The 25,425-nt window shown below is 60.0% G+C and carries 21 protein-coding genes and 1 tRNA gene; 6 read left to right on the top strand and 16 right to left on the bottom strand.

Translation table 11 applies throughout. The features are described 5' to 3' along the window. Positions 1–46: 46 nt before the first annotated feature. The 3 genes from odhB (at position 47) to lpdA (ending at position 3,205) form a co-directional block, all read left to right on the top strand. Positions 47–1,267: a 2-oxoglutarate dehydrogenase complex dihydrolipoyllysine-residue succinyltransferase gene (gene odhB, locus Q8K08_RS03835; protein ID WP_304801031.1), complete on the top strand. Its 1,221-nt coding sequence runs from the start codon at positions 47–49 to the stop codon at positions 1,265–1,267. A gap of 74 nt (positions 1,268–1,341) precedes the next feature. Next, positions 1,342–1,737, top strand: coding sequence for an MAPEG family protein (locus tag Q8K08_RS03840; protein ID WP_305249243.1), 396 nt, complete (start codon positions 1,342–1,344; stop codon positions 1,735–1,737). Positions 1,738–1,816: 79 nt separating this feature from the next. Further along, positions 1,817–3,205 carry a dihydrolipoyl dehydrogenase gene (gene lpdA, locus Q8K08_RS03845; RefSeq protein ID WP_305249244.1) on the top strand — a complete coding sequence of 463 codons (1,389 nt, stop codon included), beginning with the start codon at positions 1,817–1,819 and terminating at the stop codon, positions 3,203–3,205. A gap of 98 nt (positions 3,206–3,303) precedes the next feature. Here the strand turns inward: lpdA and Q8K08_RS03850 are convergent, their stop codons facing one another. The 3 genes from Q8K08_RS03850 to Q8K08_RS03860 form a co-directional block, all read right to left on the bottom strand. Further along, positions 3,304–4,818 (bottom strand): hypothetical protein, encoded by a 1,515-nt coding sequence (locus Q8K08_RS03850; protein WP_305249245.1) that lies wholly within the window; start codon positions 4,816–4,818, stop codon positions 3,304–3,306. Positions 4,819–5,085: 267 nt separating this feature from the next. Continuing rightward, positions 5,086–5,736 carry a GntR family transcriptional regulator gene (locus Q8K08_RS03855; RefSeq protein WP_304799746.1) on the bottom strand — a complete coding sequence of 217 codons (651 nt, stop codon included), beginning with the start codon at positions 5,734–5,736 and terminating at the stop codon, positions 5,086–5,088. A 33-nt stretch (positions 5,737–5,769) separates the two neighbouring features. After that, a complete protein-coding gene (locus tag Q8K08_RS03860; RefSeq protein WP_304799748.1) occupies positions 5,770–6,474 on the bottom strand; it encodes a M48 family metallopeptidase in 705 nt (234 codons plus the stop codon). A gap of 135 nt (positions 6,475–6,609) precedes the next feature. Between Q8K08_RS03860 and Q8K08_RS03865 the strand changes: the two genes are divergently transcribed. Together Q8K08_RS03865 and Q8K08_RS03870 are read left to right on the top strand one after the other, a co-directional pair. Then, positions 6,610–6,942 carry a TIGR02300 family protein gene (locus Q8K08_RS03865; protein ID WP_118156010.1) on the top strand — a complete coding sequence of 111 codons (333 nt, stop codon included), beginning with the start codon at positions 6,610–6,612 and terminating at the stop codon, positions 6,940–6,942. A gap of 121 nt (positions 6,943–7,063) precedes the next feature. After that, a tRNA-Ala gene (locus tag Q8K08_RS03870) sits at positions 7,064–7,139 on the top strand. A gap of 58 nt (positions 7,140–7,197) precedes the next feature. Here the strand turns inward: Q8K08_RS03870 and Q8K08_RS03875 are convergent. The 9 genes from Q8K08_RS03875 to Q8K08_RS03915 all read right to left on the bottom strand — a co-directional run bounded on the left by Q8K08_RS03875 (position 7,198) and on the right by Q8K08_RS03915 (position 18,890). Continuing rightward, a complete protein-coding gene (locus Q8K08_RS03875) occupies positions 7,198–9,273 on the bottom strand; it encodes an exonuclease domain-containing protein (RefSeq protein WP_305249246.1) in 2,076 nt (691 codons plus the stop codon). Positions 9,274–9,276: 3 nt separating this feature from the next. Further along, complete coding sequence (locus Q8K08_RS03880) at positions 9,277–9,669, bottom strand: response regulator transcription factor (protein WP_304798916.1); 393 nt, start codon at positions 9,667–9,669, stop codon at positions 9,277–9,279. Between the two features lie 11 nt (positions 9,670–9,680). Beyond that, the gene (locus Q8K08_RS03885; protein WP_304798913.1) at positions 9,681–10,202 is read right to left on the bottom strand and encodes a hypothetical protein; all 522 of its coding nucleotides are present in this window, start codon (positions 10,200–10,202) and stop codon (positions 9,681–9,683) included. A 3-nt stretch (positions 10,203–10,205) separates the two neighbouring features. Then, positions 10,206–12,029 carry a DUF294 nucleotidyltransferase-like domain-containing protein gene (locus tag Q8K08_RS03890; protein ID WP_305249247.1) on the bottom strand — a complete coding sequence of 608 codons (1,824 nt, stop codon included), beginning with the start codon at positions 12,027–12,029 and terminating at the stop codon, positions 10,206–10,208. A 57-nt stretch (positions 12,030–12,086) separates the two neighbouring features. Beyond that, complete coding sequence (locus tag Q8K08_RS03895; RefSeq protein ID WP_305249248.1) at positions 12,087–13,904, bottom strand: sodium:solute symporter family protein; 1,818 nt, start codon at positions 13,902–13,904, stop codon at positions 12,087–12,089. Between the two features lie 13 nt (positions 13,905–13,917). Continuing rightward, the gene (locus Q8K08_RS03900) at positions 13,918–14,175 is read right to left on the bottom strand and encodes a DUF4212 domain-containing protein (protein WP_304798909.1); all 258 of its coding nucleotides are present in this window, start codon (positions 14,173–14,175) and stop codon (positions 13,918–13,920) included. Positions 14,176–14,236: 61 nt separating this feature from the next. Then, entirely contained in the window at positions 14,237–14,908 is a 672-nt protein-coding gene (locus Q8K08_RS03905) for an adenylate kinase (RefSeq protein WP_305249249.1), read from the bottom strand. Positions 14,909–14,924: 16 nt separating this feature from the next. Beyond that, positions 14,925–16,889 carry an acetate--CoA ligase gene (gene acs / locus Q8K08_RS03910; RefSeq protein ID WP_304798905.1) on the bottom strand — a complete coding sequence of 655 codons (1,965 nt, stop codon included), beginning with the start codon at positions 16,887–16,889 and terminating at the stop codon, positions 14,925–14,927. A gap of 345 nt (positions 16,890–17,234) precedes the next feature. Then, the gene (locus Q8K08_RS03915) at positions 17,235–18,890 is read right to left on the bottom strand and encodes a SulP family inorganic anion transporter (protein ID WP_305249250.1); all 1,656 of its coding nucleotides are present in this window, start codon (positions 18,888–18,890) and stop codon (positions 17,235–17,237) included. A gap of 74 nt (positions 18,891–18,964) precedes the next feature. Between Q8K08_RS03915 and Q8K08_RS03920 the strand changes: the two genes are divergently transcribed. Further along, entirely contained in the window at positions 18,965–19,450 is a 486-nt protein-coding gene (locus tag Q8K08_RS03920; RefSeq protein WP_305249251.1) for a HugZ family protein, read from the top strand. Between the two features lie 54 nt (positions 19,451–19,504). On the opposite strand, the gene Q8K08_RS03925 is transcribed toward Q8K08_RS03920, so the two are convergent. From Q8K08_RS03925 to groL, 4 genes are all read right to left on the bottom strand, one after another. Beyond that, positions 19,505–21,793: a glycosyl hydrolase family 28-related protein gene (locus Q8K08_RS03925; RefSeq protein WP_305249252.1), complete on the bottom strand. Its 2,289-nt coding sequence runs from the start codon at positions 21,791–21,793 to the stop codon at positions 19,505–19,507. An 89-nt stretch (positions 21,794–21,882) separates the two neighbouring features. Then, complete coding sequence (locus Q8K08_RS03930) at positions 21,883–23,034, bottom strand: glycosyltransferase (RefSeq protein ID WP_304798895.1); 1,152 nt, start codon at positions 23,032–23,034, stop codon at positions 21,883–21,885. A gap of 94 nt (positions 23,035–23,128) precedes the next feature. Beyond that, positions 23,129–23,620, bottom strand: a complete 492-nt coding sequence (locus tag Q8K08_RS03935; RefSeq protein WP_304798894.1) for a YccF family protein — start codon at positions 23,618–23,620, stop codon at positions 23,129–23,131. A gap of 133 nt (positions 23,621–23,753) precedes the next feature. Next, complete coding sequence (gene groL / locus Q8K08_RS03940) at positions 23,754–25,397, bottom strand: chaperonin GroEL (RefSeq protein ID WP_305249254.1); 1,644 nt, start codon at positions 25,395–25,397, stop codon at positions 23,754–23,756. Between the last annotated feature and the right edge of the window lie 28 nt (positions 25,398–25,425).

The following is a 25,425-nucleotide window of genomic DNA, read 5'->3' on the forward strand; positions in this document are numbered from 1 at the left end:
CCCGCCCCTGTCAAAAACGCCCGAAGCGGCGTGGAGGAAGACAAAGATGACTGACGTAATGGTTCCCGCCCTTGGTGAATCGGTTTCCGAGGCCACCGTATCGACCTGGTTCAAAAAGGTCGGCGACGTCGTGAAACAAGACGAAATGCTGTGCGAACTTGAAACCGACAAAGTCTCGGTAGAGGTTCCTGCCCCGGCATCTGGCGTTCTGGCCGAAATTCTTGCGCCAGAGGGGGCCACAGTAGCCGCCAACGCCCGGCTTGGGATCATCTCCGAAGGTGCCGCCGCCCCGGCTGACAAGGCAGAGCCAAAGGCCAAAGACGCCGAGGCGGTAAATTCGCCGGGGGCCGGCCCGGAAACCCTGACCGAGCGCAAAGATGTAGAAGATGCGCCATCGGCCAAAAAAGCCCTGGCAGAAGCGGGCCTCTCGCGCGATCAGGTGCAGGGTTCGGGCCGTGATGGCCGCGTGATGAAAGAAGATGTCGCAAAGGCCGCAAGCGCCCCCACCGCATCGGCAGCGCCTGCCCCGGTTGCCGTGCCGCGTGGCCCGGTCAACACCGATGACGCCAGCCGCGAAGAGCGCGTGAAGATGACCCGGCTGCGCGCCACCATCGCGCGCCGCCTGAAAGACGCGCAAAACACCGCCGCCATGCTGACCACCTATAACGAGGTGGACATGTCGGGCATCATGGGCCTGCGCAACGAATACAAAGACGCGTTCGAGAAAAAGCACGGCGTCAAGCTGGGCTTCATGTCTTTCTTCGTCAAAGCCTGCACCCATGCCCTGAAAGAAGTGCCCGAGGTCAACGCCGAGATCGACGGCGGCGACGTGATCTACAAGCATTACGTCCATATGGGCGTAGCGGTTGGCACGCCGAATGGTCTGGTCGTTCCGGTCGTGCGCGACGCCGATCAGATGGGGTTCGCTCAGATCGAGAAGAAGATCGCCGAACTCGGCCTGCGCGCCCGCGATGGCAAACTGTCGATGGCCGAAATGCAGGGTGGCAGCTTCACCATCTCCAACGGTGGCGTCTATGGCTCGCTCATGTCTTCGCCGATCCTGAACCCGCCGCAATCGGGCATCCTTGGCATGCACAAGATTCAGGACCGCCCAGTGGTCGTAAACGGCCAGATCGTAATCCGCCCGATGATGTATCTTGCGCTGTCCTATGATCACCGGATTGTGGACGGCAAAGGGGCGGTGACGTTCCTTGTGCGCGTCAAAGAGGCGCTGGAAGACCCGCGCCGCCTGCTGATGGATCTGTAATCTGGCGGGGCGGGGTGAACCCCGCCCTACCACACCCGTAAGGCGGGGTTCACCCGCTCCAACCAAGGCGTGTCATGACACCCGAACTCACCGTCCTCGCCCTTGCTGGCCTTCTGCAAGCCGTGCAGTTCGTCCTGTTTGCCGTGCCCGCCAACCTTGAACTCGGCACCGGCTACACCTCGAGCGCGCGCGACCGTCCGCCATCCCGGCAGTTGTCCGAACGGACAGCCCGCCTGCAACGCGCCCTGAACAACCATTTCGAAGCGCTGATCCTGTTCACTCTCGCCGTAACAGTCGTGACCCTGGGCCAGCAATCCACCCCCGTCACCCAAGCCGCCGCTTGGGTCTATCTGGTCGCGCGCATCCTTTACATCCCCGCCTATGCCCTTGGCCTGCGCCCCTGGCGCTCGTTCATCTGGGTTATTGGCTTTCTCGCAACCCTCACGATGATCGTGGCAGCCTTGCTCTGACCCTTTCATCTTGGCAAAAATACTCTGGGGGTCCGGGGGCAAAGCCCCCGGTTCTGTCCCCCAAAAAAGGAGACGACCCATGGCAGAGTTTGACGTGATCATCATCGGCGGCGGCCCAGGCGGCTATGTCTGCGCAATCCGTGCGGCACAGCTGGGGCTAAAGGTGGCTTGTGTCGAGGGTCGCGAGACCCTTGGCGGAACTTGTCTGAACGTCGGTTGCATCCCCTCTAAAGCCTTGCTGAACGCAACGCACCAGCTGCACGAAGTGCATGAGAACTTTGAGAAAATGGGCCTGATGGGTGCCAATCCAAAAGTCGACTGGGCCAAGATGCTGGCCTACAAGGATGACGTGGTCTCGGGCAACACCAAGGGCATCGAGTTTTTGTTCAAAAAGAACAAGGTCACCTGGCTGAAAGGCTGGGGCACCATCCCGGCGGCAGGTCAGGTCAAGGTTGGTGACGACGTCCACACCGCCAAGCATATCGTGATCGCTACCGGGTCCGAGCCGTCTTCGCTGCCCGGCGTCACGGTGGATGAGACCACCATCGTTACCTCGACCGGCGCTTTGACGCTGCCAAAGGTGCCGAAAACCATGGTGGTGATCGGTGCCGGTGTGATCGGGCTGGAAATGGGCTCTGTCTATGCCCGTCTGGGCACGCAGGTGACGGTGGTGGAATATCTTGACGCCATCACTCCCGGCATGGATGCCGAAGTGGCAAAATCCTTCCAGAAGATCCTGACCAAACAGGGCATGAAGTTTGTTCTGGGCGCAGCCGTGCAGGGGGCCGAGGCCAAAAAAACGGGCGCGAAGGTCAGCTACAAGCTGCGCAAGGACGACTCAGCACATGAGATGGAGGCGGATGTTGTGCTGGTGGCCACCGGGCGTAAACCCTACACCGCCGGTCTGGGGCTCGAGGCGTTGGGGGTAGAGATGCTGCCACGCGGCCAGATCAAGACCGACGATCATTTCTTGACCAATATCAAAGGGCTCTATGCCATCGGCGACGCCATCATCGGCCCGATGCTGGCCCATAAGGCCGAAGATGAAGGCATGGCGCTGGCAGAAATCATGGCCGGCAAGCATGGCCATGTGAATTATGGCGTGATCCCCGGTGTGGTTTATACAACGCCCGAAGTCGCCTCGGTCGGCGCTACCGAGGAACAGCTGAAAGAACAGGGCCGCGCCTACAAGGTCGGCAAATTCAGCTTCATGGGCAATGCCCGCGCCAAGGCTGTGTTTCAGGCCGACGGGTTTGTAAAAATTCTTGCCGACAAAGCCACCGACCGCATTCTTGGCGCGCATATCATCGGTCCTGCGGCAGGTGACCTGATCCACGAGGTTTGTGTGGCGATGGAATTTGGCGCCTCGGCGCAAGATCTGGCGCTGACCTGCCACGCCCACCCCACCTATTCAGAAGCGGTGCGCGAAGCAGCCCTCGCCTGCGGCGATGGTGCGATCCACAGCTAAAGCGTTTTAAGGACAGCGCGATTTGAACAGTAGCACCCAACGCGTTGAAATCTTTGATTTCAAACAGCGTTGGGTGCTTTAGATTCAGTACGAGACGCTTAGCCAACCGTCTGGGGCGACCGCGAGGCTGCCCCTGATAAAACCCCGGTTGCATCTGCGGATGGAGCAACGTCGGCGGCGGCGTCATTGAACCGTCCCACCTGCACATCAGGTGCATCCTGCCCGAACCAAAGCTTGTACCGTGCGCGGGCATCATCCAAACGCTGGGTGCGCGCAGCGAAGTTCGCCGGATCTTCGCTCATATCGGCGCTCAGATCATCCAGAAGCGGCAGCGCTGCAAGCCCCGGTTCAGCTCGCATCAGCAGATCAGTCGTGCTTTGGTTGGTCATGCGGTAGCTTGTCTCGAAACCCATCACCAATTGCACCAACCGCCTGCTGTTAAAAGGCGACATATAAAACGCGTGGCTCAGACCGGGAAACACAGTGCCAAGTGCGGCTGGCACCAATGCCTCAAAAAAGAAAAAGTCTGCCGATCGCGCACGGGCATTTTCTGGAAAATCCGCATAAAAGCGATCGAAGTCCGGGACAAACTTTTTTCGTGCGCCCCTGCCAAAACTTTCAGATGTTTGCAAACGCATCCACCGAATGTGCCAATATGGATCCGTCCAGCGCTCTGGATCTGCAAAGCGAACATATTGGCCACGCAAAATATTGCACTGGTGTCCGCGCAGAATAATCGAATTCTCTGGCAGGCTCTGATAAAGACCATTCGCAATCTCGGACGGGGCACCGCCCAACCCACCCGACGCTATGGCGAAAGATTTCGCCGCCGATTGCGCAGCGGTCAAATCGGCCTTCTTGGTGCGGCGGTCATGTTTATTGTGGGAAACACCCAAAGAGGATGCCAGTTTCTCTGCCAGTTGGGCATCCCGTCGCCCAGAGTAATTGTTGATATGCGTGTAGCACAGCGTCAGCTTTTTGCGGGTTTCCGCATCCGTCAGACCCAGAACCATGCGGCTGTCATTGCCACCTGAAAGCGGAACAACGGTTGGTCCAAGCGTGGTGATCCGGGCGATAATGCGTTGTTCGGCCGCGATAATCTCATCGAAAGCCGCCCCATAGTTTTCCTCGCCATGGTCAAAACTGTCTGTCCCGCGGGGCCAAAACCGGGCCGAAACAAAGTTCGTCAGATCCATCCGGTGATTGGCGTTCAGGCGCTGCACATGTGCGTCGCGTGTATGGTCAAAACCATACATGCCTTGGCCTTGTGCGATCATTGCCGCATCATACAGCGGGTGATCCTGATACGGCCGGTCAAGACACAGAGTCGGCGTTGACGCAATCCGCCGCGTTTCGGGCGCATAGACCGCGCCAATCATACCCACCGGATCGCAATAGAAAAACCGCCCCCTGCCGAGTTTTGCAAAGATTGCATATCGCCCGGCGAGTTTGGCCAGATAGGTTTCCACTATATCTTGCGCAGTTGACGACGTTGCCTTTGAAACCAGGTGCGACAGTGCTTCCTCGGCGGTGGCACCGTCATGATCGACCGCAATTCCAAGAACCACACCAAAAACCGCGCCACTCTTGTCAATCAGGGGTTTGGCCCGCAAACCAGCGCCTGAATAAACATATGTAGATCCGATTCTATGCGCCGAAAATCCGGGCAAACTCAAAGGCTTTTGTGACGATACATATTGGTATCGGAAAGCCTGCGAAAAATCTATTTTCGCATCTTCGCATAGCCTGAGAGCTTCAATCATGCCTACCACTCGCTTTTTATTTTTGAGTGATTCTACATACGCACCGGCCTCACACAAAGACAAAGCGGCAGATTGAAACGCGATTGTTGCTAATACGAAACAAATCGAGGGCCGCAGTTACCCTGCCAGGTGGCGCAATCCTTGGGTTACGTCTGTTCGCACGGCCAAGCGCAGGCCCGGCTCATCACCCGCTTTCAGCGCTGCAAGGATCAAGCGGTGGTGCTGTGGCGGCTCTTTGCGGCGCAAGCGCGAGTAAAGCGCGCGCATCGTCGGCCCCAGTTGCAGCCAGACCGTTTCGCAGATCGCCAGCATCGCGGGGGCCTGTGCCCGCAGATACAGGGTGCGGTGAAATTCCAGATTGGTGCGCACATAGGCAACCGCATCCTGCCGCTGCACCGCGTCCGCATTCAGCGCGTTGATCGCAGCCAACCGGTCGATCAGGGCGAAGTGGGCGCGCGGCAGCGCACGGGCGGCCATCTCGGGCTCTAACAGAGCACGGATCGCGGCCAGTTCTTCGATCCGCTCGGGCGTCAGTTCCGGCGTCGAGACGCGGCCAGAGCTTGAAATGGTCAGCGCGCCCTCGGCCACCAGCCGCCGGATCGCCTCGCGCGCGGGGGTCATTGACACGCCATACTCTTTGGCCAGACCGCGCAGGGTCATCGGTTGACCTGGCGGCACCTCGCCATGCATCACCTGCTGGCGCAGGCTGCGATACAGGCGCTCATGCGCGGCAGCGTTCGGGTCGGTCAGGCGGGGCGTTATGGGCATGGTTAGCAGCCAAGCACCGCTTTTGCGCTGCGGTCAATCCGTCGCATCGCTCTGCGGCCCAAAGAGATAGCCATGCAGCGCCTGTCCCTCACCGTGCAGCCATCTGCGCTGCACCTGCCAGCGGGGGAACAACTGCTCTACAACCGACCAGAACGCGGGGGAATGGTTCATCTGCTCCAGATGTGCCACTTCATGCGCCGCCACGTAGTCCAGCACCGGCGCCGGGGCCATGATCAGCCGCCACGAGAACATCAGCGCCCCGTCATGCGCGCACGATCCCCACCGGGACCGCGTGTCGCGCAAGGTAAGCCGGGTATAGGGGCGGCCTAGGCGGCCCGCGTGGCGGTCACAGGCGGCGGCAAGACGGTCGCGCGCCATCAGCTTGAGAAACGCACCCGCCCGCACCCCGGCTTGTTGCGGATCGCCCGGCACCAGCAAAGAATCACCCTCCAGCCGGACGGATCGGCCAGTTCCCTGCGTCAGAACGCGCATCTGACCTTCGACCGGAACCGCATCGCCCAAGCCCACAACCCGCCGCCCCGGCATTTCGGCAAGAACCCCGCGTATCCAGCCCTCTTGCTCCGTGGCAAAGCGCAACGCCTCGGCCTCCCGCGCACGCAGCGGCATCGACAGGGTCACCCGCCCGTCAAGTCGCGATACCCGCAAGGAAAATCGCTTTGCGCGCGCAGATCGCCGCAGGGTAATTTCAACAGGTGGGGAACCGGGAAGATGGGGCATTTATCGCTCTTGCAAGGTCTGGACAGAATAGCCACCTTGACAATGGCCGCAATGGGGCCAAAAGCCTTTGACAGACGCGAGCCCTTGTGGCAAGCGACGCCATCTCTTTATATCAGTAGCCTTAAGGGAACCACCATGCCCAAGGAAGAATGGGGTACGAAGCGTATTTGCCCGACCACCGGGAAACGCTTCTACGACCTGAACCGCAGCCCGATCGTCAGCCCCTACACGGGCGAGGTCGTGGATATCGAATCCGCCCGCCGCAAAATGGCGGCGTCTGTCATTGCCCGTGTCGTGCCTGAAAAGGACGAAGAAGTGCTGGTCGATGATCTGGAAGCCGACGACGATCTGCTGGAAACCGCAACCGACGACGCGGAACTGGACGATGATCTGCTGGAAGATGATGCCGACGATAATGTTTCGCTGGACGAGCTGGCCGATGTGGCCGGGGATGACGACGAGACCTGATGTTTTGACAAGGGCACAGATTTTGGGGGGGCAGTGCGAAGCGCGCAAAAAAGCACTTGCACCCCCCCAAGCCCTCGCCTAAATACGGCCCATCGACGTGGAAACACGACGATAACCCGGTGGGGTCATAGCTCAGATGGGAGAGCGCTTGAATGGCATTCAAGAGGTCCGCGGTTCGATCCCGCGTGGCTCCACCAATTCAAAAAAGCCGCCTTCGGGCGGCTTTTTGCTTGAATTACACCCTTTTGGTCAGCGTCAGTTCAGATCTTTCAGCAGACGGCCATGCCGGCGCACCTCGGTCAAGACCGCGCCAAAGGTTGCAAAGCCCCGGCCTTGCAGCATCGGCATCAGCTTCAGAAAAGCATCCGCCGTCGCGATGGTATCGCCAATCGCGGTGTGGCGCGCTTCTTCAGGGATGGTGATTCCCAGCCTGTGTGACAATGCATCAAGGCTGTGAACATCGTGCTGGCCATAGACCACAGCCGACAACAGCACCGTGTCAAAGACCGGATTGTCAAACCGCAGGGCAATCTCGGGTTCCAGCCTGCGCAGAAACTCCATGTCAAACGGGGCGTTATGGGCCACCAGCACAGCACCTTCGGCAAATTTGTGAAATCGCTTGGCCACCTCTTCGACAAAGGGGGCATCCTGCACCATTGCATCCGTGATCCCATGCACCTCCGTCGAGGTCAGCGGAATCGTGCGGCGTGGATTGACCAGCGTGTTGAACACTTCCCCCTCAACCCGGCGGCCGTTGACGATCCGCACAGCCGCAATCTGCACAATCTCATCGCCTTGCCCCGGCAACAGGCCGGTGGTCTCGGTGTCAAACACCACATAGGTCAGGTCTTGCAGCCGCGTGTCCTGCACGCCTGCACTGCGCGCCTTTGACAGCAGATCGAAATCATAGACCACAGGACGCGCGATAGGGGCAGGGCGCCGCACCACGCGGCGGGCCTGCGGAATGGGCATGCACAGGCTGTTGGCCCCCTGCCCTGCCTTCTCTGGCCAGATCTCGGTTGCATGAGTCGCCAGCACCGAACGACGCGGCGCAGGGGCGATCCCCGGCTCCAGCGGAGCATCCAGCCAGCTTTCAAGCAAGGCCAAAGGCAAGGCATTGCCCTGCCAGACCACCCGGATCAGCGCACCCGTGCCATCTTCCTCGACCACAAGCCGAAAGCTGTTTGAAATACCCGCCCGCGCCATCGCCTCGGTCAACCCTGACAAAAGCGCGATGACCTCAAAGCCGTTGCAGCGCAGCAGCAACGCATCGGCCTGCGTCTCGGCGGCCAGCCCATCGCCCTCCATCCGGGCGCGCAGACCGTCCAGCAGATCCGAGGCGCGGGTCATGACAAGCGACCAGCCCTCGCCCCGGCCATCATCATGGCGGCGCGACAGATCGGTCACGGCGGCGGCCAGCGCTGCCACTTCTTCGCGCAGAGCTGTATCCAGCTTGCCGGGAGCCGCAGAACCCTCGGGGATCGCCGCCATCAGCGTTGACAGATTGGCCGCCGGACGACGCACCCGGTCGAACACCTCGGCCAACAAAGCCTCTCGCCGGGCGTGGGTGGCCTGATCTGCGGTCACGTCGCGCAAGGTCAGCACATAGCCCGGCACACTGCCCTGCTCGGTCGCCATAAGCCGCATCCGCGCCGACAGCACCCGGCTTCCGGTCAGGGTTGCGCACAACAGATCCGACGCGGCATCGCTGTCGCCCGTGGCCATCAGGCGTTCATGCGCCAGCCGGATCGGACCTTCGCGCAGATAATCGAACAAGCGCCGGTCCAGCCCCGGCTGGGCCATATCCGCGCCCATTAGATCAATCGCCTGCCCATTGTAGAACGCCAGCGTATGGTCGCCCGAGCACAGGATAACCCCGGAATCCACGTCCGAAAGCAGCGCCTCCAGCCGTTGCTTTTCGGCCATCAACCGGGTGGTTTCGCGTGCGACTGCCTCGGCCAGCGCGCTCCGGGTTTCAGACAGGGACCGGGCCGCAGCGGTGGCAGCGGGTGCCAGATCGCCCAGATATTGCGCCGGTCTTGTGTCGATCTCTCCGCTCGCATTGGAATGCGCCCGCGCCCGCAGCGTGCCGGCCAGACTTTCTATCGGTTTGGCCACGTTCAGATCGAACAAATACCAGATCCATGCGACCACCCCCAGCACAAGAAAGGCGGCCACAACGCCGCCTTGCACAAACGCCGCCGATTGCTCTGGCAATCCCAGCCGACGATATCCCAGCCACAGCCCAAGGAAAACCGCCGCAAGCGCCCCCCCTGCCAGACCCGCAAACAGCAGGAATATCCGCACGCGCAACGACAGGGACATCAGCATGGCTTAGCCTTCCATGATCAAAAGGCGGCGCACTTCTTCGCGCAACTCCTTCAACTCAAACGGTTTTGAGATGAAGCCATCCGCCCCAAGCGCCAACCCTTTGCGGCGTTCGATCGCTGATCCGCGCGCCGTCATCATCAGGATTTTGACATCCGACAGGCTTGGGTCAAGCCGGATCCCCTGGCAGATTTCATAGCCCGACACCTCTGGCAACATCACATCCAGCAACACCAGATCGGGGTGCGTATCCCTTATGCGGGCCAACGCATCCGCCCCGTTAGAGATGCGGTCATGGTCATAGCCTTCGCGCGTCATCAGATAGTCCAGCGCGATGGCGATATTATCCTCATCCTCGACCACGAGGACGCGGTGTCGTCTCCCCCCTTCGGTCGTCATTATATCCCCCTTCAGGCTGTCTTGCAGGCAGCGGCTTGAAATCCATCCCCATCGGGTGCGTTGACCCATTCGGCCCCTTGCAGGATGCCGTCATTTGAAATCTCGGCGCCTTCGGTCAGCAGAACCTGACGGCGCCCGGCACAATCAAACGCCATCAGCGCATTGGTAACGGGGCGCCAGCGGCCGAAGTTGAACAGCTTTGCCATGCGCAGATCGGCATTGGTCGGGTGCTGCACGATGGCTCGGGTGTCCATGGCCACAAAGCGCGTGGTGATCGGCGCGATCATGGTCCACGGCCGCAGCGTCATCACCTCCTCGGCCTGCCAGACCACCTCGACCCCTGCGGGCAATTCGGCACTGACGCGGTTGAACCAGTCATATTCCAGATAGATCGTGGTTCCGATCAGCCCCACAGCCGCTGCCACCGTCACAAACCATTTCGGCAGGCTGTATCCGGTTAACCTGCGCAACAGGTGCGCCATGCCGCCAAGGGCAACAGCAGCGACAATTGCGGCGAAAAATTCAAATGCCATTCATCAACTCCGGGCGCCGCGTGATTGACCCACGGCAGATTGCATGGTGCGCACCACGACAAAAGCGTCGCGCAAGTGGCTGCGTTCAAAATCCGACATGTCTGACGGCGCAAGGAAATTGTCGGGCTTGCGCCCCGACCGCACCAGCCGCGCCTGATTCTCCAGCCGGGTCTGCGCGATCAGGTCATAGGCCTCGATCAGATCCCGCGCGCCCGAGACGCTGATCACCCCCGCCGCTTCAGCCGCCTCCAGCCGGGCGCGGGTGTTCACCGGTTCCAGTTGGCCGATCAGCGCATAGATGCGGCCAAGGTCCACCACCGGCACAACCCCGTTCAGCTTCATGTCGATATGGTTCTTGTAGTCGCCTGACCGGATGGTGGCAAAGCCGCGCAGCATTCCAAGGGGGGGCGTATGCTTCAGGCTGTTGCTGATCATATGGGCGACAAAGATCGAATTCCGTGTCGCCATTTCCAGCGTTTCATGCTGCAAGTCCTTGAACAGGCTGGCTTGCCCGCCGATGGGGCGCAGGTCGAACATCACCGATGCCAGCATCTGCGCCATAGGGTCCGGCATGGCCACCCATTTGCGGAAATAACTGCGCCAGACCTCCATCCGTTGGCACCACTGCGGGTTGGTCGCCATCATGTCGCCCGGACAATAGATATAGCCGCAGGCGTCCAGCCCATCCGTCACGATCTTGGCCAACGCATGAAAATAGCCCATGTCGTCGTCAGTTGCTGCGTCGTCGATCATCAGGCAATTGTCCTGATCTGACACGCCAGTCTGTTCCTGCCGCCCTTGCGACCCGCAGGCCAGCCACAGATAGGGAACCGGGGCCGGGCCAAGCTGCGCCTCGGCCATGGCCAGCAATCGGCGAGTCACTGTGTCTGCAATGTCGGTGATCAGGCGCGTGACCACCTCATGCGGGTTATTGCCACCCACCAACTGCACCAGCAGTTGTGGGATCCGCGCCGTTACGCCTGCCATATCGGCCACGGTTTCAGCAGCAGCCGCATCACGCACCAGTTGCGCCGAACTGACCGCCTGAAACCGAGTAAGATCGGTCTGGGTGATCATGCCAACAAGCGTGCTGCCCTCCACCACAGGCAAGTGCCCGATCCGTCGTTCCAGCATGATGTGAAGGATATCAGACCCAAGCGAGTCAGGCCGCAGCGTCACCGGATCAGCGGTCATCACCTCGGCCACGGGCGTTGACGGGTCCAGGCCATCGGCCAGCACCCGGTTTGTCATGTCGCGGGTCGTGACAATGCCCAGAAACGTGCCGTCCTGCACCACCCCCAGCGACGATACGCGGGCGTCGCGCATTTTTTGTGCCGCCAGGCGCACCGTATCATCCGGCCCAACCACCACCGGCTTGCGCGCCATCAGGTCGCCCACCTTTTGCGTGGTCAGATCACCGCCGCGCGACTCGTGCCCGCGCCCGCGGCTGAAAAACCGCTCAAAAGCCGGAGAGTTTGCCAGTAAAGCGCGATATTCCGCCACCGGCAACAGCAGTAAAACCGAGTCTTCGGTGACGCGCGCGGTCGTGACCGCCAGTCCGTCGCGGGCCAGACCACGTTCGCCAAAACTGTTGCGCGGGCCAAGAAGCGAGATCACCTGGCCAGAGGGCTCCTGCACCTCGACCGACCCCCGCTTGATCAGATACAAGCCCTTGAGCGGATCGCCAGCGTGATAGACTTCTTCACCAGCGGCAAATTCTCTGCGGCTGAAGGAAGTGGCGACACGCGCCAATTCGTCCCGCGGCAGGGTGTCGTAAGGGTGGACCGTTTCCAGAAAGCTGATGATCGTTTCTAACGGGTGGTCCATGACAATTGCCCCTTGTAAGGCACGCGCCCCCGGATGATCCGGGGGCGCGTGTTTGACTTAGTGACCTGTCGCAGCGCCCGCGCCTTTAGGCACGCGGATCGATTCAATCAGATCAACCACATGCTGTGGCGGAGCTTTGGTCATCATCGACACGGCATAAGCCACACCGAAGTTCACCACCGCACCGACAGAGCCGATCGACAACGGCGAGATGCCGAAGAAGTGCTGATCAGGCGTGTTGGCATACGTGTTCGTGCCGGGGATGAAGAACCAACCCAGGTAGAGGAAGATGTAAACTGCCGTGAACACAAGACCCGCCAGCATACCGGCAATCGCGCCTTCTTTGTTGATGCGCTTCGAGAAGATGCCCATCATCAGAACCGGGAAGATCGTCGCTGCTGCCAGACCAAAGGCCAAGGCAACAACCTGCGCGGCAAAGCCGGGCGGGTTCAAACCAAGGTAGGTTGCAACAACAATCGCGCCACCCATCGCGATCCGGGCAGCCAGAAGCTCACCCTTTTCCGAGATGCTCGGGTTGATCGAGCCTTTGATCAAGTCGTGCGAGATTGCAGACGAGATTGCCAGCAACAGGCCAGCCGCAGTCGAAAGCGCGGCGGCAAGACCACCAGCTGCGACCAAGGCAATAACCCAACCCGGCAGAGCCGCGATTTCTGGGTTCGCCAACACCATCATGTCGTTGTCGACCTTGGTGAGTTCGTTGCCAGCCCAGCCACGCTCTGCTGCGATAGCCTGCATACCGGCATTCGCATCGTTATAGTACTGGATCAGGCCATCGCCGTTCTTGTCTTCAAAGGCAAGAAGACCGGTGTTTTTCCAGGTGTTGACCCAAGCAAGCGACGGATCGGTATTGATCGCTTCAAGGCTGATCGCATCGCCAGCCAGCGCATCGCCTTGAACGGCGTTGGGCCAGAAGGTGGTGGTCAGGTTCAAACGTGCCATTGCGCCAACGGCAGGTGCAACGGTGTAGAGCAGTGCGATAAACACCAGCGCCCAACCAGCCGAGGACCGCGCATCGGCGACCTTTGGCACGGTGAAGAAGCGGATGATGACGTGCGGAAGACCGGCGGTGCCGATCATCAGCGACATGGTGAACAGGATCATGTTGAACATGTTCGTCGTGTCGGCGGTGTACTGGGTGAAGCCCAGTTCAGTCACCACGGTATCAAGTTTCGAAAGAAGCGTAAGATCCCCACCAGACGGCGCATAAGACCCGATCAGGCCAAGCTGTGGCAGGAACGAACCGGTCAGGTTCAACGAGATGAAGATCGCCGGAATGGTATAGGCGATGATCAGAACGACGTATTGCGCCACCTGAGTATAGGTGATGCCCTTCATGCCGCCAAACACGGCATAAGCGAACACGATCGCCGCACCGATATAGAGGCCCGTATCCGTCGACACTTCAAGGAAGCGCGCGAAAGTCACGCCCACACCGCGCATCTGGCCGATAACATAGGTGACCGAGATAACGATAAGGCAGATAACGCCCACCAGACGCGCACCGCCGGAATAGAAACGGTCGCCGATGAATTCCGGCACGGTAAACTTGCCGAACTTGCGCAGATAAGGTGCGAGCAGCAGCGCCAGAAGCACATAGCCACCGGTCCAGCCCATAAGGAAGGCCGACTGCTGATAACCACCGGCACCCGCCATGGCGATGATACCCGCCATCGAGATGAACGAGGCCGCCGACATCCAGTCTGCGCCCGTCGCCATACCGTTCAGAACCGGGTTAACGCCCTGTCCGGCTGCATAGAATTCCGCGGTGGTGCCCGCACGGGCCCAGATCGCGATCCCGATGTAGATGGCAAAAGTAAAGCCAACCACGATCAGGTTGAGGGTAAATTGATCCATCTGTCCCTGCCCCTTATTCTTCGACGCCGAATTCTTTGTCGAGCTTGTTCATCTTCCACGCATAGGCGAAGATCAGCACGAGAAAGACGTAGATCGACCCGTTTTGCGCAAACCAGAAGCCAAGGTCAGCGCCCCCGACCATAATGCCTTTGAGCGCCGGGCGCAGGATGATGCCAAGGCCGAACGAGCAAAAGAACCAGACGGCAAGTGAGATCAAGATCACCCGCACGTTGGCAGCCCAATAGGCGCTTGACGAAGTTCTGTCCGCCATGTGTGTTACTCCCTGTGTTTTCTCTCCACACCTGCACCCCCTTGGGGATACAGGCCCCCTCTTATTGCGCTGACACACCCTTTACGATGTTGCCAAGCGTCATGCGGATAGAGGCGATTTCTCCCATCGCATCAATCCGTTGCAAGACACCCTTGGCATCGTAGTAGGTGATCAGCGGTGCCGTCTGTGCGTGGTAGGCTTTCAACCTTTCCCGCACGGTTTCGGCATTGTCGTCGGCCCGGCGCTTGAACGCCGTTCCGCCGCATTTATCGCAAACACCCGCAACTGCGGGCTGCTTGAAATCATCGTGATAGCCTTCGCCGCATCCGCCGCAGGTAAAGCGACCTGCGATCCGGCCCACCATCGCCTCGTCATCCACATCAAGACTGATCGCAGCGGTGACGGTCTGTCCGGCTCCGGCCAGCAGTTCGTCCAGCGCAGCGGCCTGCCCGTCTGTGCGGGGGAAGCCGTCAAGAATGATACCCTTGGTAACATCGGGCTGGCCCATGCGGTCTTTCAGGATGGCCAGCACGATCTCGTCGCTGACCAGACCTCCGGCTTCCATGACCGCCTTGGCCTGCATGCCCGCGGCGCTGCCAGAGGCAACCGCCGCGCGCAAAAGATCGCCCGTGGACAGTTGAACAAAACCAAAGTCTTCTTCCAGCATCCGGGCTTGCGTGCCCTTGCCCGCGCCCGGAGGCCCAAGCAGGATCAGAACCGCAGGGGTTGTCATGACCTCTGCCACCCGATCAGCCCCTGTTCATCCGGTTGTCGATCAGATCGTCAACCACCGATGGATCAGCAAGCGTCGAGGTATCGCCAAGCGCTCCGAAATCATTCTCGGCAATCTTGCGCAGAATGCGGCGCATGATCTTGCCCGAGCGGGTTTTCGGCAAGCCGGGGGCCCATTGGATCAGATCGGGCTTGGCAATCGGGCCGATCTCGGTGCGAACCCAGACTTCCAGCTCTTTGCGCAGCGCGTCAGTTGGGTCTACCCCGTTCATCAGCGTGACATAGGCGTAAATGCCCTGCCCCTTGATGTCGTGCGGATAACCGACCACCGCAGCTTCGGCCACCGATTCATGCGCAACAAGTGCGGATTCAACCTCGGCCGTGCCCATGCGGTGCCCAGAGACGTTGATCACATCATCCACGCGCCCGGTGATCCAGTAGTCGCCGTCTTCATCCCTCCGACATCCGTCGCCCGTGAAGTAATAGCCCGGATATTGCGAGAAATACGCCTCCTCAAACCGTGCGTGATCGCCCCACAAGGTGCGCATCATGCCCGGCCAGGCGTCTGCAATACACAACACACCCACCGCCGCTGTTTCGGTTTGCAACTCGGCATTTGCCGGGTCCAGAATGATCGGCTTGATGCCGAAGAATGGCTTGGTCGCCGCCCCCGGCTTTTGCGGGATCGCGCCGGGCAATGGCGTGATCAGGTGGCCGCCGGTCTCGGTCTGCCAGAACGTATCGACAATCGGGCACTTCCCTTTGCCAACATGGGTGTTGTACCAGTTCCATGCCTCTGGATTGATCGGCTCACCCACCGTGCCCAGCAGTTTGAGCGAGGACAGGTCGTGCTTTTCGACCCACTCCGTACCCATACCCATCAGGCTGCGGATCGCGGTCGGCGCTGTGTAGAACTGGCTGACCTTGTGCTTGGCACAGACCTCCCAGAAGCGGCCCGCGTCGGGGAAAGTCGGCACGCCTTCAAACATGATCGTCGTCGCGCCATTCGCAAGCGGGCCATAGATGATATAGCTGTGCCCGGTGACCCATCCCACATCGGCGGTGCACCAGAACACATCCCCATCATGATAGTCGAAGGTGTATTGATGCGTCATCGCGGCATAAACCAGATAGCCACCCGAGGTATGCACCACCCCTTTGGGCCGCCCGGTAGAGCCAGAGGTGTAAAGAATGAACAGCGGGTCTTCGGCATCCACCTCGACATAGGCGCAATACGGTTTTGCCGCCGCCATCTCGGCCTTGACGTCAATGTCACGCCCCACAACCCATGTGGTCTGATCCCCGGTATGCTTGACAACAAGGCACTTCACCCTGTCCGAGCAATCCAGCAATGCCTTGTCCGTGTTTGATTTCAGCGCCGTCTTCTTGCCGCCGCGCGGGGCAAAATCGGCAGTGATGACCAATTTGGCCTCAGAATCGTTGATCCGGTTGGCCAGAGCGTCTGGCGAGAAGCCCGCAAACACGACCGAATGAATGGCACCGATCCGCGCGCAGGCCAGCATCGCATAGGCCGCCTCGGGGATCATTGGCAGGTACAGGACAACCCGGTCACCCTTGCCCACGCCATGCGCCTTGAGCACATTGGCCATACGCGAGGTGTTTTCCAGAAGCTGCGCATAGGTGATGTGCAACGACGGTGTCGCTGGATTGTCCGGCTCCCAGATAATCGCGGTCTGGTTAGCACGCTTCAGCATATGCCGGTCGATGCAATTTGCGCTGACGTTCAGCGTGCCGTCTTCGAACCATTTGATCGACACTTTGCCAAGGTCGAAGGTGCTGTCCTGCACCTTGGTGAAAGACTTGACCCAATCGATGCGCTGCGCCTGCTCTGCCCAAAAGGCATCAGGATCGGCGACTGATGCGGCATACATCCGCGCGTAGCCATCCGCATCGACATGAGCATTGGCAATAAAATCATCCGAGGCGTGGTAAGTGCCGGCTGCTGAACCCTGATCTGACATGTGGCTTTTCCTCCATCGCGGACAGGCCATTGCCCGCTTTCCGCAATCTGCACCCCGAAAAGACCGTCGCGCAGATCGCCCTCAACCCAATCTCATCATAGCGCCTTGTTAATTACATTGTAACCCATTTTTTTAAATGGATTTTTTTGTAAATAAATTTTCTCATTAGGTGTCAAGTTTGAAAATTTCCGAAAAGTGGCAAAATTTTGCCATGTGTTTTCAAACGCCTGACCGATCACGGACCGGTGATCTGAACCGTAAACATAACGTAGGGGAAGAAAAGACAGAAAATTGCTGCAACCGCAGCGGTGGCAAGGCCCGATTGGCCCACGAATCATGCTTGCGCTAACGTGCTGCTTCAGCTGCATCTACGTCGCCCAGATCAGACACGAACCGCACCAGCGGCTCTCGGGCCCCTTGCGCCAACAAAGTCCGGCGCACCTCGGGCCGCGCGGCAACAAGATAAAGCTGCCCACCCTTGCGCGCCACCTTATGCGCCAAAAGCTCAAACGACCGCGCACCGCTGGAGTCGATAAAGGGCACATCGCTGAAATCCACGACAAAGGCGCGCGGGTAATCCGCAATCCGGTCAAGCACCACGCCCAGCCGGGCAGCGGCACCAAAGAAATAAGGGCCGTGCAGGCGATAGACCACCCTGTCCCGATCTACGCCTCCGCTTGTTTTCGCCTGTTCGTCCTGCGCTGTCTCGACCTCGGCCGCATCTGACATTCGCCTGATAAAGACCAGCCCCCCCAAGGCAAAACCAACCACAATGCCTTCGGTCAGATCACGGAACACCACCAGCAGGAAGGTGACAATCACCACCATGGCATCGCCCTTGGACGATTTCACAAGCGTCCAGAATTCCTCTTTTTCAGCCATGTTCCAAGCGACCACCGCAAGCAGTCCGGCAAGTGCTGCCAAAGGAATAAAGGCCGCCAAGGGTGCTGCAACCAACATGAAACCCAGCACAAACAGCGCGTGCAGCATTCCCGACACTGGCCCCCGACTGCCTGCCCGCACATTGGTTGCAGTGCGTGCGATCGTGCCGGTCACGCAGAACCCGCCGAACAAAGACGTCCCCACATTCGCAATCCCCTGCGCCACCAGCTCGATATTGCTGCGATGTTGCCTGCCGCTCATCCCATCCGCCACAACCGCCGACAACAGCGATTCAATCGCACCCAACAGGGTGAAGCTGACCGCATAGGGCAAAGCCTGCATCACCGCGTCAAAGCTGATCTGCGGAAGCGACGGCGAAGGCGGCAAACGCGGAAGATCACCAAAGCGTGACCCGATGGTTTCAACCGGCAAGCCCGTCAGCGCAACAACCACCGCCGCCGTGACAATCGCGATCAACAGGTTGGGCCAACCCGGACGCAGCCGCTTCACCCCAAGGATCAGCGCAATCGTGCCAATCGCCACGCCAAAGGCCGCCGGGGTCGCAGTGCCTCGCGCGCCCCACAAAGTGCCGACCTTATGCAAGATTTCCGCAGGCTCCGGCCCGGCAAGAGACAGACCGAACAGGTCTTTCATCTGGCTGGCAAAGATGATCACCGCGATCCCGGCCGTAAAACCGACCGTCACCGGATAAGGGATGAACTTGATATAGGTGCCAAGGCGCAGCAACCCGGCCAGCACCAGCAACAGACCCGAAAGAAAGGTCGCAAGGATCAGCCCCTCTATCCCGATCTGCATCACACATGCAGACACCAGCACGATGAACGCGCCTGCAGGCCCGCCAACCTGATATCGGCTGCCCCCCAGTGCCGAGACCAGAAAGCCCCCGATAATGGTGGTGTAAAGCCCGCGCTCCGGCCCCACGCCGCTGGCAATGGCTATGGCCATCGACAAAGGCAATGCAACGATTGCAACGGTCAGCCCGGCCAGAACATCGGCTTGAAAATCCCGCGCCGAATAACCTTCGCGCAGAACGGTTACCAGCTTTGGCAGGAATTCGTTGGGCGCCTCATCACGTTCGTCGGTCTTTTTGTCAGTCATATTCCGGCCCGGTCACTTGCATGACACACCCAAGCGCCTCACATGGCGTTGTGTCAATTGTATTGGACCGGACAATGACGAAACAATCAGACCCCGTTTTGCCCGCTGACGATGCCGCCCGCACTCTCGCGCGCGGTCTGATGGCCGCATCTCACGCTGCGCTGTCTTATCTTGATGCCGAAACAGAGGCGCCCGGCATCAGCCGCATTGCCTTTGGCCTTGACCCGGATGGCAGTCCGATGACGTTGATCTCATCGCTGGCAGCGCACACGGCCGCATTGCGCGCGCATCCAGCCTGTGCGCTGCTTTTGGGCGAGCCGGGCGCAAAGGGTGACCCTCTCACCCATCCCAGACTGATGGTGCAGGCCCGCGCGGAATTCATTCCGGTCAACGCCGCCAACCGCCCGGTCCTGCGCGACCATTGGCTTTGCCATCACCCCAAGGCAAAGCTCTACATCGACTTTGCCGACTTTTCGCTTGTCCGTCTTGTCCCGGTGTCGGCCTTGCTGAACGGTGGCTTCGGGCGGGCGTTCCGTCTGTCGCCGGAAGACCTCGCATAGAAAGGGCGGCCACAACCGGCCGCCCCCTCCGTAATATCTTGCCCCACGCGCGTGTCAGGTCGGGTTGTCGCACCGAATGGTGGCCAGCATCTTGCCCTTGACCGCCGATGGCCAGCGCAGATGCACCAGATTGCGGCTGGTTCCCTGCTCGTTCTGGACATAGGGCATCACATATTGCACCACATTGGATGCGTTGGTGATCGCCCCGTCTGCCACCAGACTTTGCGTGTTGCGCACCCTTGCCCCAAACGGCATGAACGCGCCGCTGTCCACCACCCAGGTTGCGGCTTCCGTGTTCTGCGTGTGCAAAATTGTCAGCGGGTTCATCACAATCTGATTGATCCCGTTGAACGCGTTCGAGCCGAAATTGACATTGCGGAACCGGCTGTAATCCAGCGTGCCGTTGGTGGTATCCACCGCCTCGACCCGGTCAACCGATCCGTTGACGGTGCGGAAAGTGTTGTCCGAAACACTCAGGCCCTGAATGAACTGGCCCGATCCCTTGGGGGCCATGACGATCCAGCGGAACCACGGCGCCACGTCGCTGGCAAAGAAGTGGTTGGCGACAATGGACATGTTGCCAAAGCTGAAGCCGGTGGTGAAATCAGGGTTGGCGTCATGCTCATTCGACCACTCGATAAAGCAATTGTCGACGTAATTGCCTGTAAACGTCAGCCGCGGATTGGTCTGGGTGATGATCAACCCGGCGCGGCGAATGCCTGCCGGCGCGTTGTCACCCTGAAAGAAGTGATTGCCGCTGATCAGATGCCCGCCCCCATTTGCCACCATGAAATGCGCAAAACGCACAATGCGGTTGGACCGGATCTTGGTGTCATTGGCATTCACGTTCAGCGCAATCGTTGTGCGGTCTTGCGCCAGCATCGGCTGTTCATTCGACCAGAACTGGCAGCCATCCACGATCAACCCCTGACACCCCGACCCGATAGAGGTGATGCCCCGGTCTTTTGGCCGGTTGAACACACAGTCACCAATGCGCGGGGTAAGCCCGACCCTTGGCAACATGACACCGGAGCACAGCCCGTTGCAGTTCAGGTCCAGCCGATCGATCTCGAACCGTGACAGATCGTCAAAGCCGGAAAAATCCAACAGATACTTATAGCGCGTAAAGGTCAGCGTGCGGGTGCCCGCACCGCCCCACAGCGGCTGGCTCAGCGTGACGTTTCCGGTGCCAAGGTTCTTGTCGACAACATAAACCTCACGCCCCACCCCATTCCCGCTGACCCGTGCGCCCACCGGGATACTGGCAATGTTGGTCACCCCTGTCAGCCGGGTAGGCTGGCTGGGGTTATAGACCGTGCTGGACGTCACCGTCACAGTGTCCCAGCCCGGACCGGCAGCCGCATTCAACTGACCATTCGTCAGAAAGCGCCGCTGGGCAAAGGTGGTCAGGCCCGCAATTGCCGCCACATCCAATGGCTCGACCAGATCAACCCGCCGATCCGACAGATCCAGCGCCACATGGTCGGTGAAATAGAACAGCGCCTGCAACGCTTTGCGAAAGCCCAGCAATTCATTGCCGAACGCGCTGGTATAGGTATCCAGATCATAGTTCCGCGTCAGCGCCAGCCGCACGTTATCAGGCTGAACCAGCGTGCCCTGAAAGCGGATCGGATTGTTGATCGTCAGGTTCCCCGCAATCCGGTACGTGCCGGCGGGCACGGTGACAGTGCGCCCCTGCGCAACACTGTCAGCCGCCGCAAAGGCAGCCGTGTCATCCGCCACGCCGTCACCCCGCGCCCCGAAATCCCGTACATCAACCGCGTCAAAGATATCGCGCAGGTAAATCCCTGTGATGTCCTCGATCTGGATATCATCAATCCGCACCACGCCGCCATTCGGGCCCGTCAGGTCAAGCCCGATGTGGCCATAGGTTGCCGTGGCCCCCCATGCCATTGTCACGCCGCCTCGGCCACCCGCCCCGACAATCGCCGTAAGCTCAACCACCTGCCCATATTGCGACAGCGCCACCGATGGCCCGGCCTGCACCACACCTGGCACATTGGTGCCGTTCGAGCGCCCCGCCCAGCCCGCAATCCGCACCGAAGGAAACGCGCCAGACAGGCACTTCACCCGCACCTTGACCTGCAAATACAACCCCGGCTGCATCGGAATCTGCTGAAAGCAGCGCAGCTTTTGTGTGGCTGCCGTCTTTTGCAATTCCAGCGCACCGCCAAAATCCTGATCCGCCGGAACATAGGCAGCGTTGGGCTGGCTGGCATAAGATCCCTGCCCCGGCAATCCGTCTTCCCGCGACCAAAGAGTCAGCCCCGCCGAGAATGGCGGCGGCATCAGCACCAGCCCGTCGGTAATCGCTTTGTTCATATCATCAACCCTCGCTTGGTCCTGTCGGCCAGCGGGAACACCCCCGGCCATGCGAGGAAAAGGGCTATCAACAAAGGGTTAATGCTGGCTCAGACCACCGTGCGCTGCGGGGCCAGACACGCCGCGAAATGTGCCATGCGCTTGGAAAATTCATCATCAAAACCGTGGGCTTGGGCGAATGAGAGCCCCGCATTGGCAGCAGCAGTCAAGGCTCCGCGATCCTGCGCCGCAAGGGCAATCTGGCGGGTCAGCGCCTGCCTGTCACCCAAAGGCACAGCCCAGCCCGCGCCCGACGCATCCACCATCCGGCCCCACATCTCATTGGCGTAGCCGACCACCGGCACCCCGCAACCAAGGCTTTCCAGATAGGTACAAGACGGGTCCGCCTGCCGATGACAGCTGAGGAACAGATCGGCGTTGGCGCGCATCCATGGCACCAGAACGGTCTCAAAATCCACCGGATCGTGCAACCGCAACCGCCCCTGCAACCCCTTGGCGTCGGCTTGCAACTCGGCCTCCAGCGCGCCCGTCCCAAAGACATCCAGCGTGAAGTCCACACCCGCCGCGACCAAAGCCTGCGCAATCGGTATCAGATCCTGTGCGCCCTTCATCGGCTCCAGCCGCCCCGAATGCACCAGCCGAAGCGGCCCCTGATGCGCCGCCTTGGCCGCCATGTCCTCTGGTGTCGCCATCATTCCGGCGCGCATCCTCCCATCCAGATACAGCATTGTGCGGGTATTCAATCCGGCATAGGCATCAAACGCCGGGTATCCATTGCACTGGACCCCCGCCGCGCGCCGGAACGCCATGCGCCGCCGGGCTTCCATCCACAGGTTCCACAGCGCTGACCAGCTCTTTCGGGCCACCCCACGATCCCGGTCCAATGCAACAATCCGCAGCCGGGTGCCAATCGTGTATTCCACCACAAACACCACTGGCACCGGGCCCCGGACCAGCGCCAAGGCCTCGGCCATATCCGCAGGTGCCGCGATCAGATCGGCCTGCGTCGCGGGCAGCGTCGCCCCGGCAGGCAAAACGATCAGATCAAATCCCAAGTCCCAAGGCGCATATTCAGCCCCGAATGGCACCGAAGACGCCCCTTCCCACACCACAGCAGACAGCGTGCCATCCCACAGCGCCTGATGGGCGCGCATGCCTTCGACATATTTCACATCCAGCCGCAGCCGCCCATCGGGCAGACGGATCACAGGCGCGGGCGCGAGCATCAGCAGATGTGGCATCAAACCTCCGGCATATGCCCTTTGATTGCCTGCCACCCTGATTGCAACAACAGGGCGCGGCGACGAAACAGCTTCATCGCCGCCGCAAACCAATTCAAGTGGCCAAAGAAGTCCCGGCAGCATTGCGAATACGGTCCAACTTTCGTTTTGCGCTATCCTTGCGCACAAGGTCGGCCATTTCAACAGTCACCACCCGGCGCCCCACCGGCCACAGAGAAATTCCGGCAAGTTTAAAGGCTTGCAGCCCCAGCGGAATACCAATGATGGTCAGGCAATTCAGCACCCCTGCAACAAGGTAGCTAAGAAACAGGATCCAGCCAAAGGTGAACAACCAGATCAGGTTGAACACAAAGCCCACGGTCCCGGTCGTCGCAGTCATCGCCGTGACACCTTTCGCGTCAAGCTCGCGCACATGCACGACCTCTTTGCCAAAAGGCCAGGCCGAAAGCCGAGCCATTTCCAGCGCCGCCCGTGTCAGGGGCAGCCCCACGATGCTCAGGGCAAAAACAGCCGCGCCGATCAACCAGAACAGTGCGGTGATCGCCCCACCAAGAACAAACCAGATCACATTTCCCGCAAAACGCATTTAAATCTCCAATGATGCTTATGGCTGTGTGGGTGAGGGCGAAACATGGCCAAAGCATGGAAAAGGGGCGGCCCTTTCGGACCGCCCCCGGTTTCCTGACGGAAACGACAGTTCAGATGATACAAGCCTAAGCTTACATCATGCCGTCCATGCCGCCCATTCCGCCCATGCCGCCGCCGCCGCCAGCAGATTCTTTGGACGGACGGTCCGCGATCATGGCTTCGGTAGTGATCAGCAGCGATGCGACCGAGGCTGCATCTTCCAGCGCGGTGCGCGTCACTTTGGCCGGGTCGATCACACCGAAAGCGAACATGTCGCCATATTCTTCGGTCTGAGCGTTAAAGCCAAAGGTCACGTCGTTCGATTCGCGGATCTTGCCTGCCACGACAGCGCCATCGACGCCAGCGTTTTCAGCAATCTGGCGCAGCGGAGCTTCCAGCGCGCGGCGCACGATGGCGATACCGGCGTTCTGGTCGCTGTTCGCACCGGTCAGGCCTTCAAGAACCTTGCCGGCCTGGATCAGCGCCACGCCGCCGCCGACAACGATGCCTTCTTGTACGGCAGCGCGGGTTGCGTTCAGCGCGTCATCAACGCGGTCTTTGCGCTCTTTGACTTCGACTTCGGTCATGCCGCCAACCTTGATCACGGCAACACCGCCAGCCAGTTTGGCCACGCGCTCTTGCAGTTTCTCACGGTCGTAATCCGACGTGGTTTCTTCGATCTGGGCACGGATCTGGGCCACACGGGCTTCGATTTCGGCCTTGTCGCCAGCGCCATCAACGATGGTGGTGTTGTCTTTGTTGATCGTGACTTTCTTGGCGGTGCCGAGCATGTCGATGCCGACATTTTCCAGCTTCATGCCCAGATCGTCCGAGATCACCTGACCACCGGTCAGAATGGCGATGTCTTGCAGCATCGCCTTGCGACGATCACCAAAGCCGGGGGCTTTGACAGCAGCGATTTTCAGACCGCCGCGCAGCTTGTTCACGACCAGCGTGGCAAGGGCTTCGCCTTCAACATCTTCTGCGATGATGATCAGCGGGCGCTGCGACTGGATCACGGCTTCCAACAGGGGAACCATTGGCTGCAGCGACGAGAGTTTTTTCTCATGCAGCAGGATGTAGGCGTCTTCCAGATCAGCGATCATCTTGTCAGCATTGGTGACAAAATAGGGCGACAGGTAGCCACGGTCGAACTGCATGCCTTCGACAACGGTGGTTTCCGTTTCCAGGCCTTTGTTTTCTTCGACGGTGATCACACCCTCGTTGCCAACTTTTTGCATCGCGTCCGCGATCTGACGACCGATTTCCGCTTCGCCATTGGCCGAGATGGTGCCGACTTGAGCAACTTCGGCGCTGTCCTTGACAGGGCGCGAGGCGGCTTTGATCGCTGCCACAACCTTGATCACAGCCAGGTCGATGCCGCGCTTCAGATCCATCGGGTTCATGCCAGCAGCAACAGCTTTCAGGCCGTCCTTGATGATGGCTTGGGCCAGAACGGTGGCGGTTGTGGTGCCGTCGCCAGCTTCGTCATTGGTGCGGGAAGCAACTTCCTTCACCATCTGGGCGCCCATGTTTTCGAACTTGTCAGCCAGTTCGATTTCCTTGGCAACCGTCACACCGTCCTTGGTGATGCGGGGCGAGCCGAAGGACTTGTCGATCACCACGTTGCGGCCTTTTGGCCCCAGCGTGACTTTCACAGCGTCAGCCAGAATGTTCACGCCGCGCAGCATGCGGTCGCGGGCATCGGTGTCAAAACGTACGTCTTTAGCAGCCATTGGTAAGCTCCTTAAAAAGGTTGGGGAA

Source organism: Pseudotabrizicola sp. (genome assembly GCF_030684215.1).
Lineage (GTDB): Bacteria > Pseudomonadota > Alphaproteobacteria > Rhodobacterales > Rhodobacteraceae > Pseudotabrizicola.

Excerpts from the sequence above, each read along its gene's own strand:
- odhB (WP_304801031.1), top strand. The coding sequence starts at position 47 with ATGACTGACGTAATGGTTCCCGCCCTTGGTGAATCGGTTTCCGAGGCC.
- Q8K08_RS03840 (WP_305249243.1), top strand. The coding sequence starts at position 1,342 with ATGACACCCGAACTCACCGTCCTCGCCCTTGCTGGCCTTCTGCAAGCC.
- lpdA (WP_305249244.1), top strand. The coding sequence starts at position 1,817 with ATGGCAGAGTTTGACGTGATCATCATCGGCGGCGGCCCAGGCGGCTAT.
- Q8K08_RS03855 (WP_304799746.1), bottom strand. The coding sequence starts at position 5,736 with ATGCCCATAACGCCCCGCCTGACCGACCCGAACGCTGCCGCGCATGAG.
- Q8K08_RS03860 (WP_304799748.1), bottom strand. The coding sequence starts at position 6,474 with ATGCCCCATCTTCCCGGTTCCCCACCTGTTGAAATTACCCTGCGGCGA.
- Q8K08_RS03865 (WP_118156010.1), top strand. The coding sequence starts at position 6,610 with ATGCCCAAGGAAGAATGGGGTACGAAGCGTATTTGCCCGACCACCGGG.
- Q8K08_RS03875 (WP_305249246.1), bottom strand. The coding sequence starts at position 9,273 with ATGCTGATGTCCCTGTCGTTGCGCGTGCGGATATTCCTGCTGTTTGCG.
- Q8K08_RS03880 (WP_304798916.1), bottom strand. The coding sequence starts at position 9,669 with ATGACGACCGAAGGGGGGAGACGACACCGCGTCCTCGTGGTCGAGGAT.
- Q8K08_RS03885 (WP_304798913.1), bottom strand. The coding sequence starts at position 10,202 with ATGGCATTTGAATTTTTCGCCGCAATTGTCGCTGCTGTTGCCCTTGGC.
- Q8K08_RS03890 (WP_305249247.1), bottom strand. The coding sequence starts at position 12,029 with ATGGACCACCCGTTAGAAACGATCATCAGCTTTCTGGAAACGGTCCAC.
- Q8K08_RS03895 (WP_305249248.1), bottom strand. The coding sequence starts at position 13,904 with ATGGATCAATTTACCCTCAACCTGATCGTGGTTGGCTTTACTTTTGCC.
- Q8K08_RS03900 (WP_304798909.1), bottom strand. The coding sequence starts at position 14,175 with ATGGCGGACAGAACTTCGTCAAGCGCCTATTGGGCTGCCAACGTGCGG.
- Q8K08_RS03905 (WP_305249249.1), bottom strand. The coding sequence starts at position 14,908 with ATGACAACCCCTGCGGTTCTGATCCTGCTTGGGCCTCCGGGCGCGGGC.
- acs (WP_304798905.1), bottom strand. The coding sequence starts at position 16,889 with ATGTCAGATCAGGGTTCAGCAGCCGGCACTTACCACGCCTCGGATGAT.
- Q8K08_RS03915 (WP_305249250.1), bottom strand. The coding sequence starts at position 18,890 with ATGACTGACAAAAAGACCGACGAACGTGATGAGGCGCCCAACGAATTC.
- Q8K08_RS03920 (WP_305249251.1), top strand. The coding sequence starts at position 18,965 with ATGACGAAACAATCAGACCCCGTTTTGCCCGCTGACGATGCCGCCCGC.
- Q8K08_RS03925 (WP_305249252.1), bottom strand. The coding sequence starts at position 21,793 with ATGAACAAAGCGATTACCGACGGGCTGGTGCTGATGCCGCCGCCATTC.
- Q8K08_RS03930 (WP_304798895.1), bottom strand. The coding sequence starts at position 23,034 with ATGCCACATCTGCTGATGCTCGCGCCCGCGCCTGTGATCCGTCTGCCC.
- Q8K08_RS03935 (WP_304798894.1), bottom strand. The coding sequence starts at position 23,620 with ATGCGTTTTGCGGGAAATGTGATCTGGTTTGTTCTTGGTGGGGCGATC.
- groL (WP_305249254.1), bottom strand. The coding sequence starts at position 25,397 with ATGGCTGCTAAAGACGTACGTTTTGACACCGATGCCCGCGACCGCATG.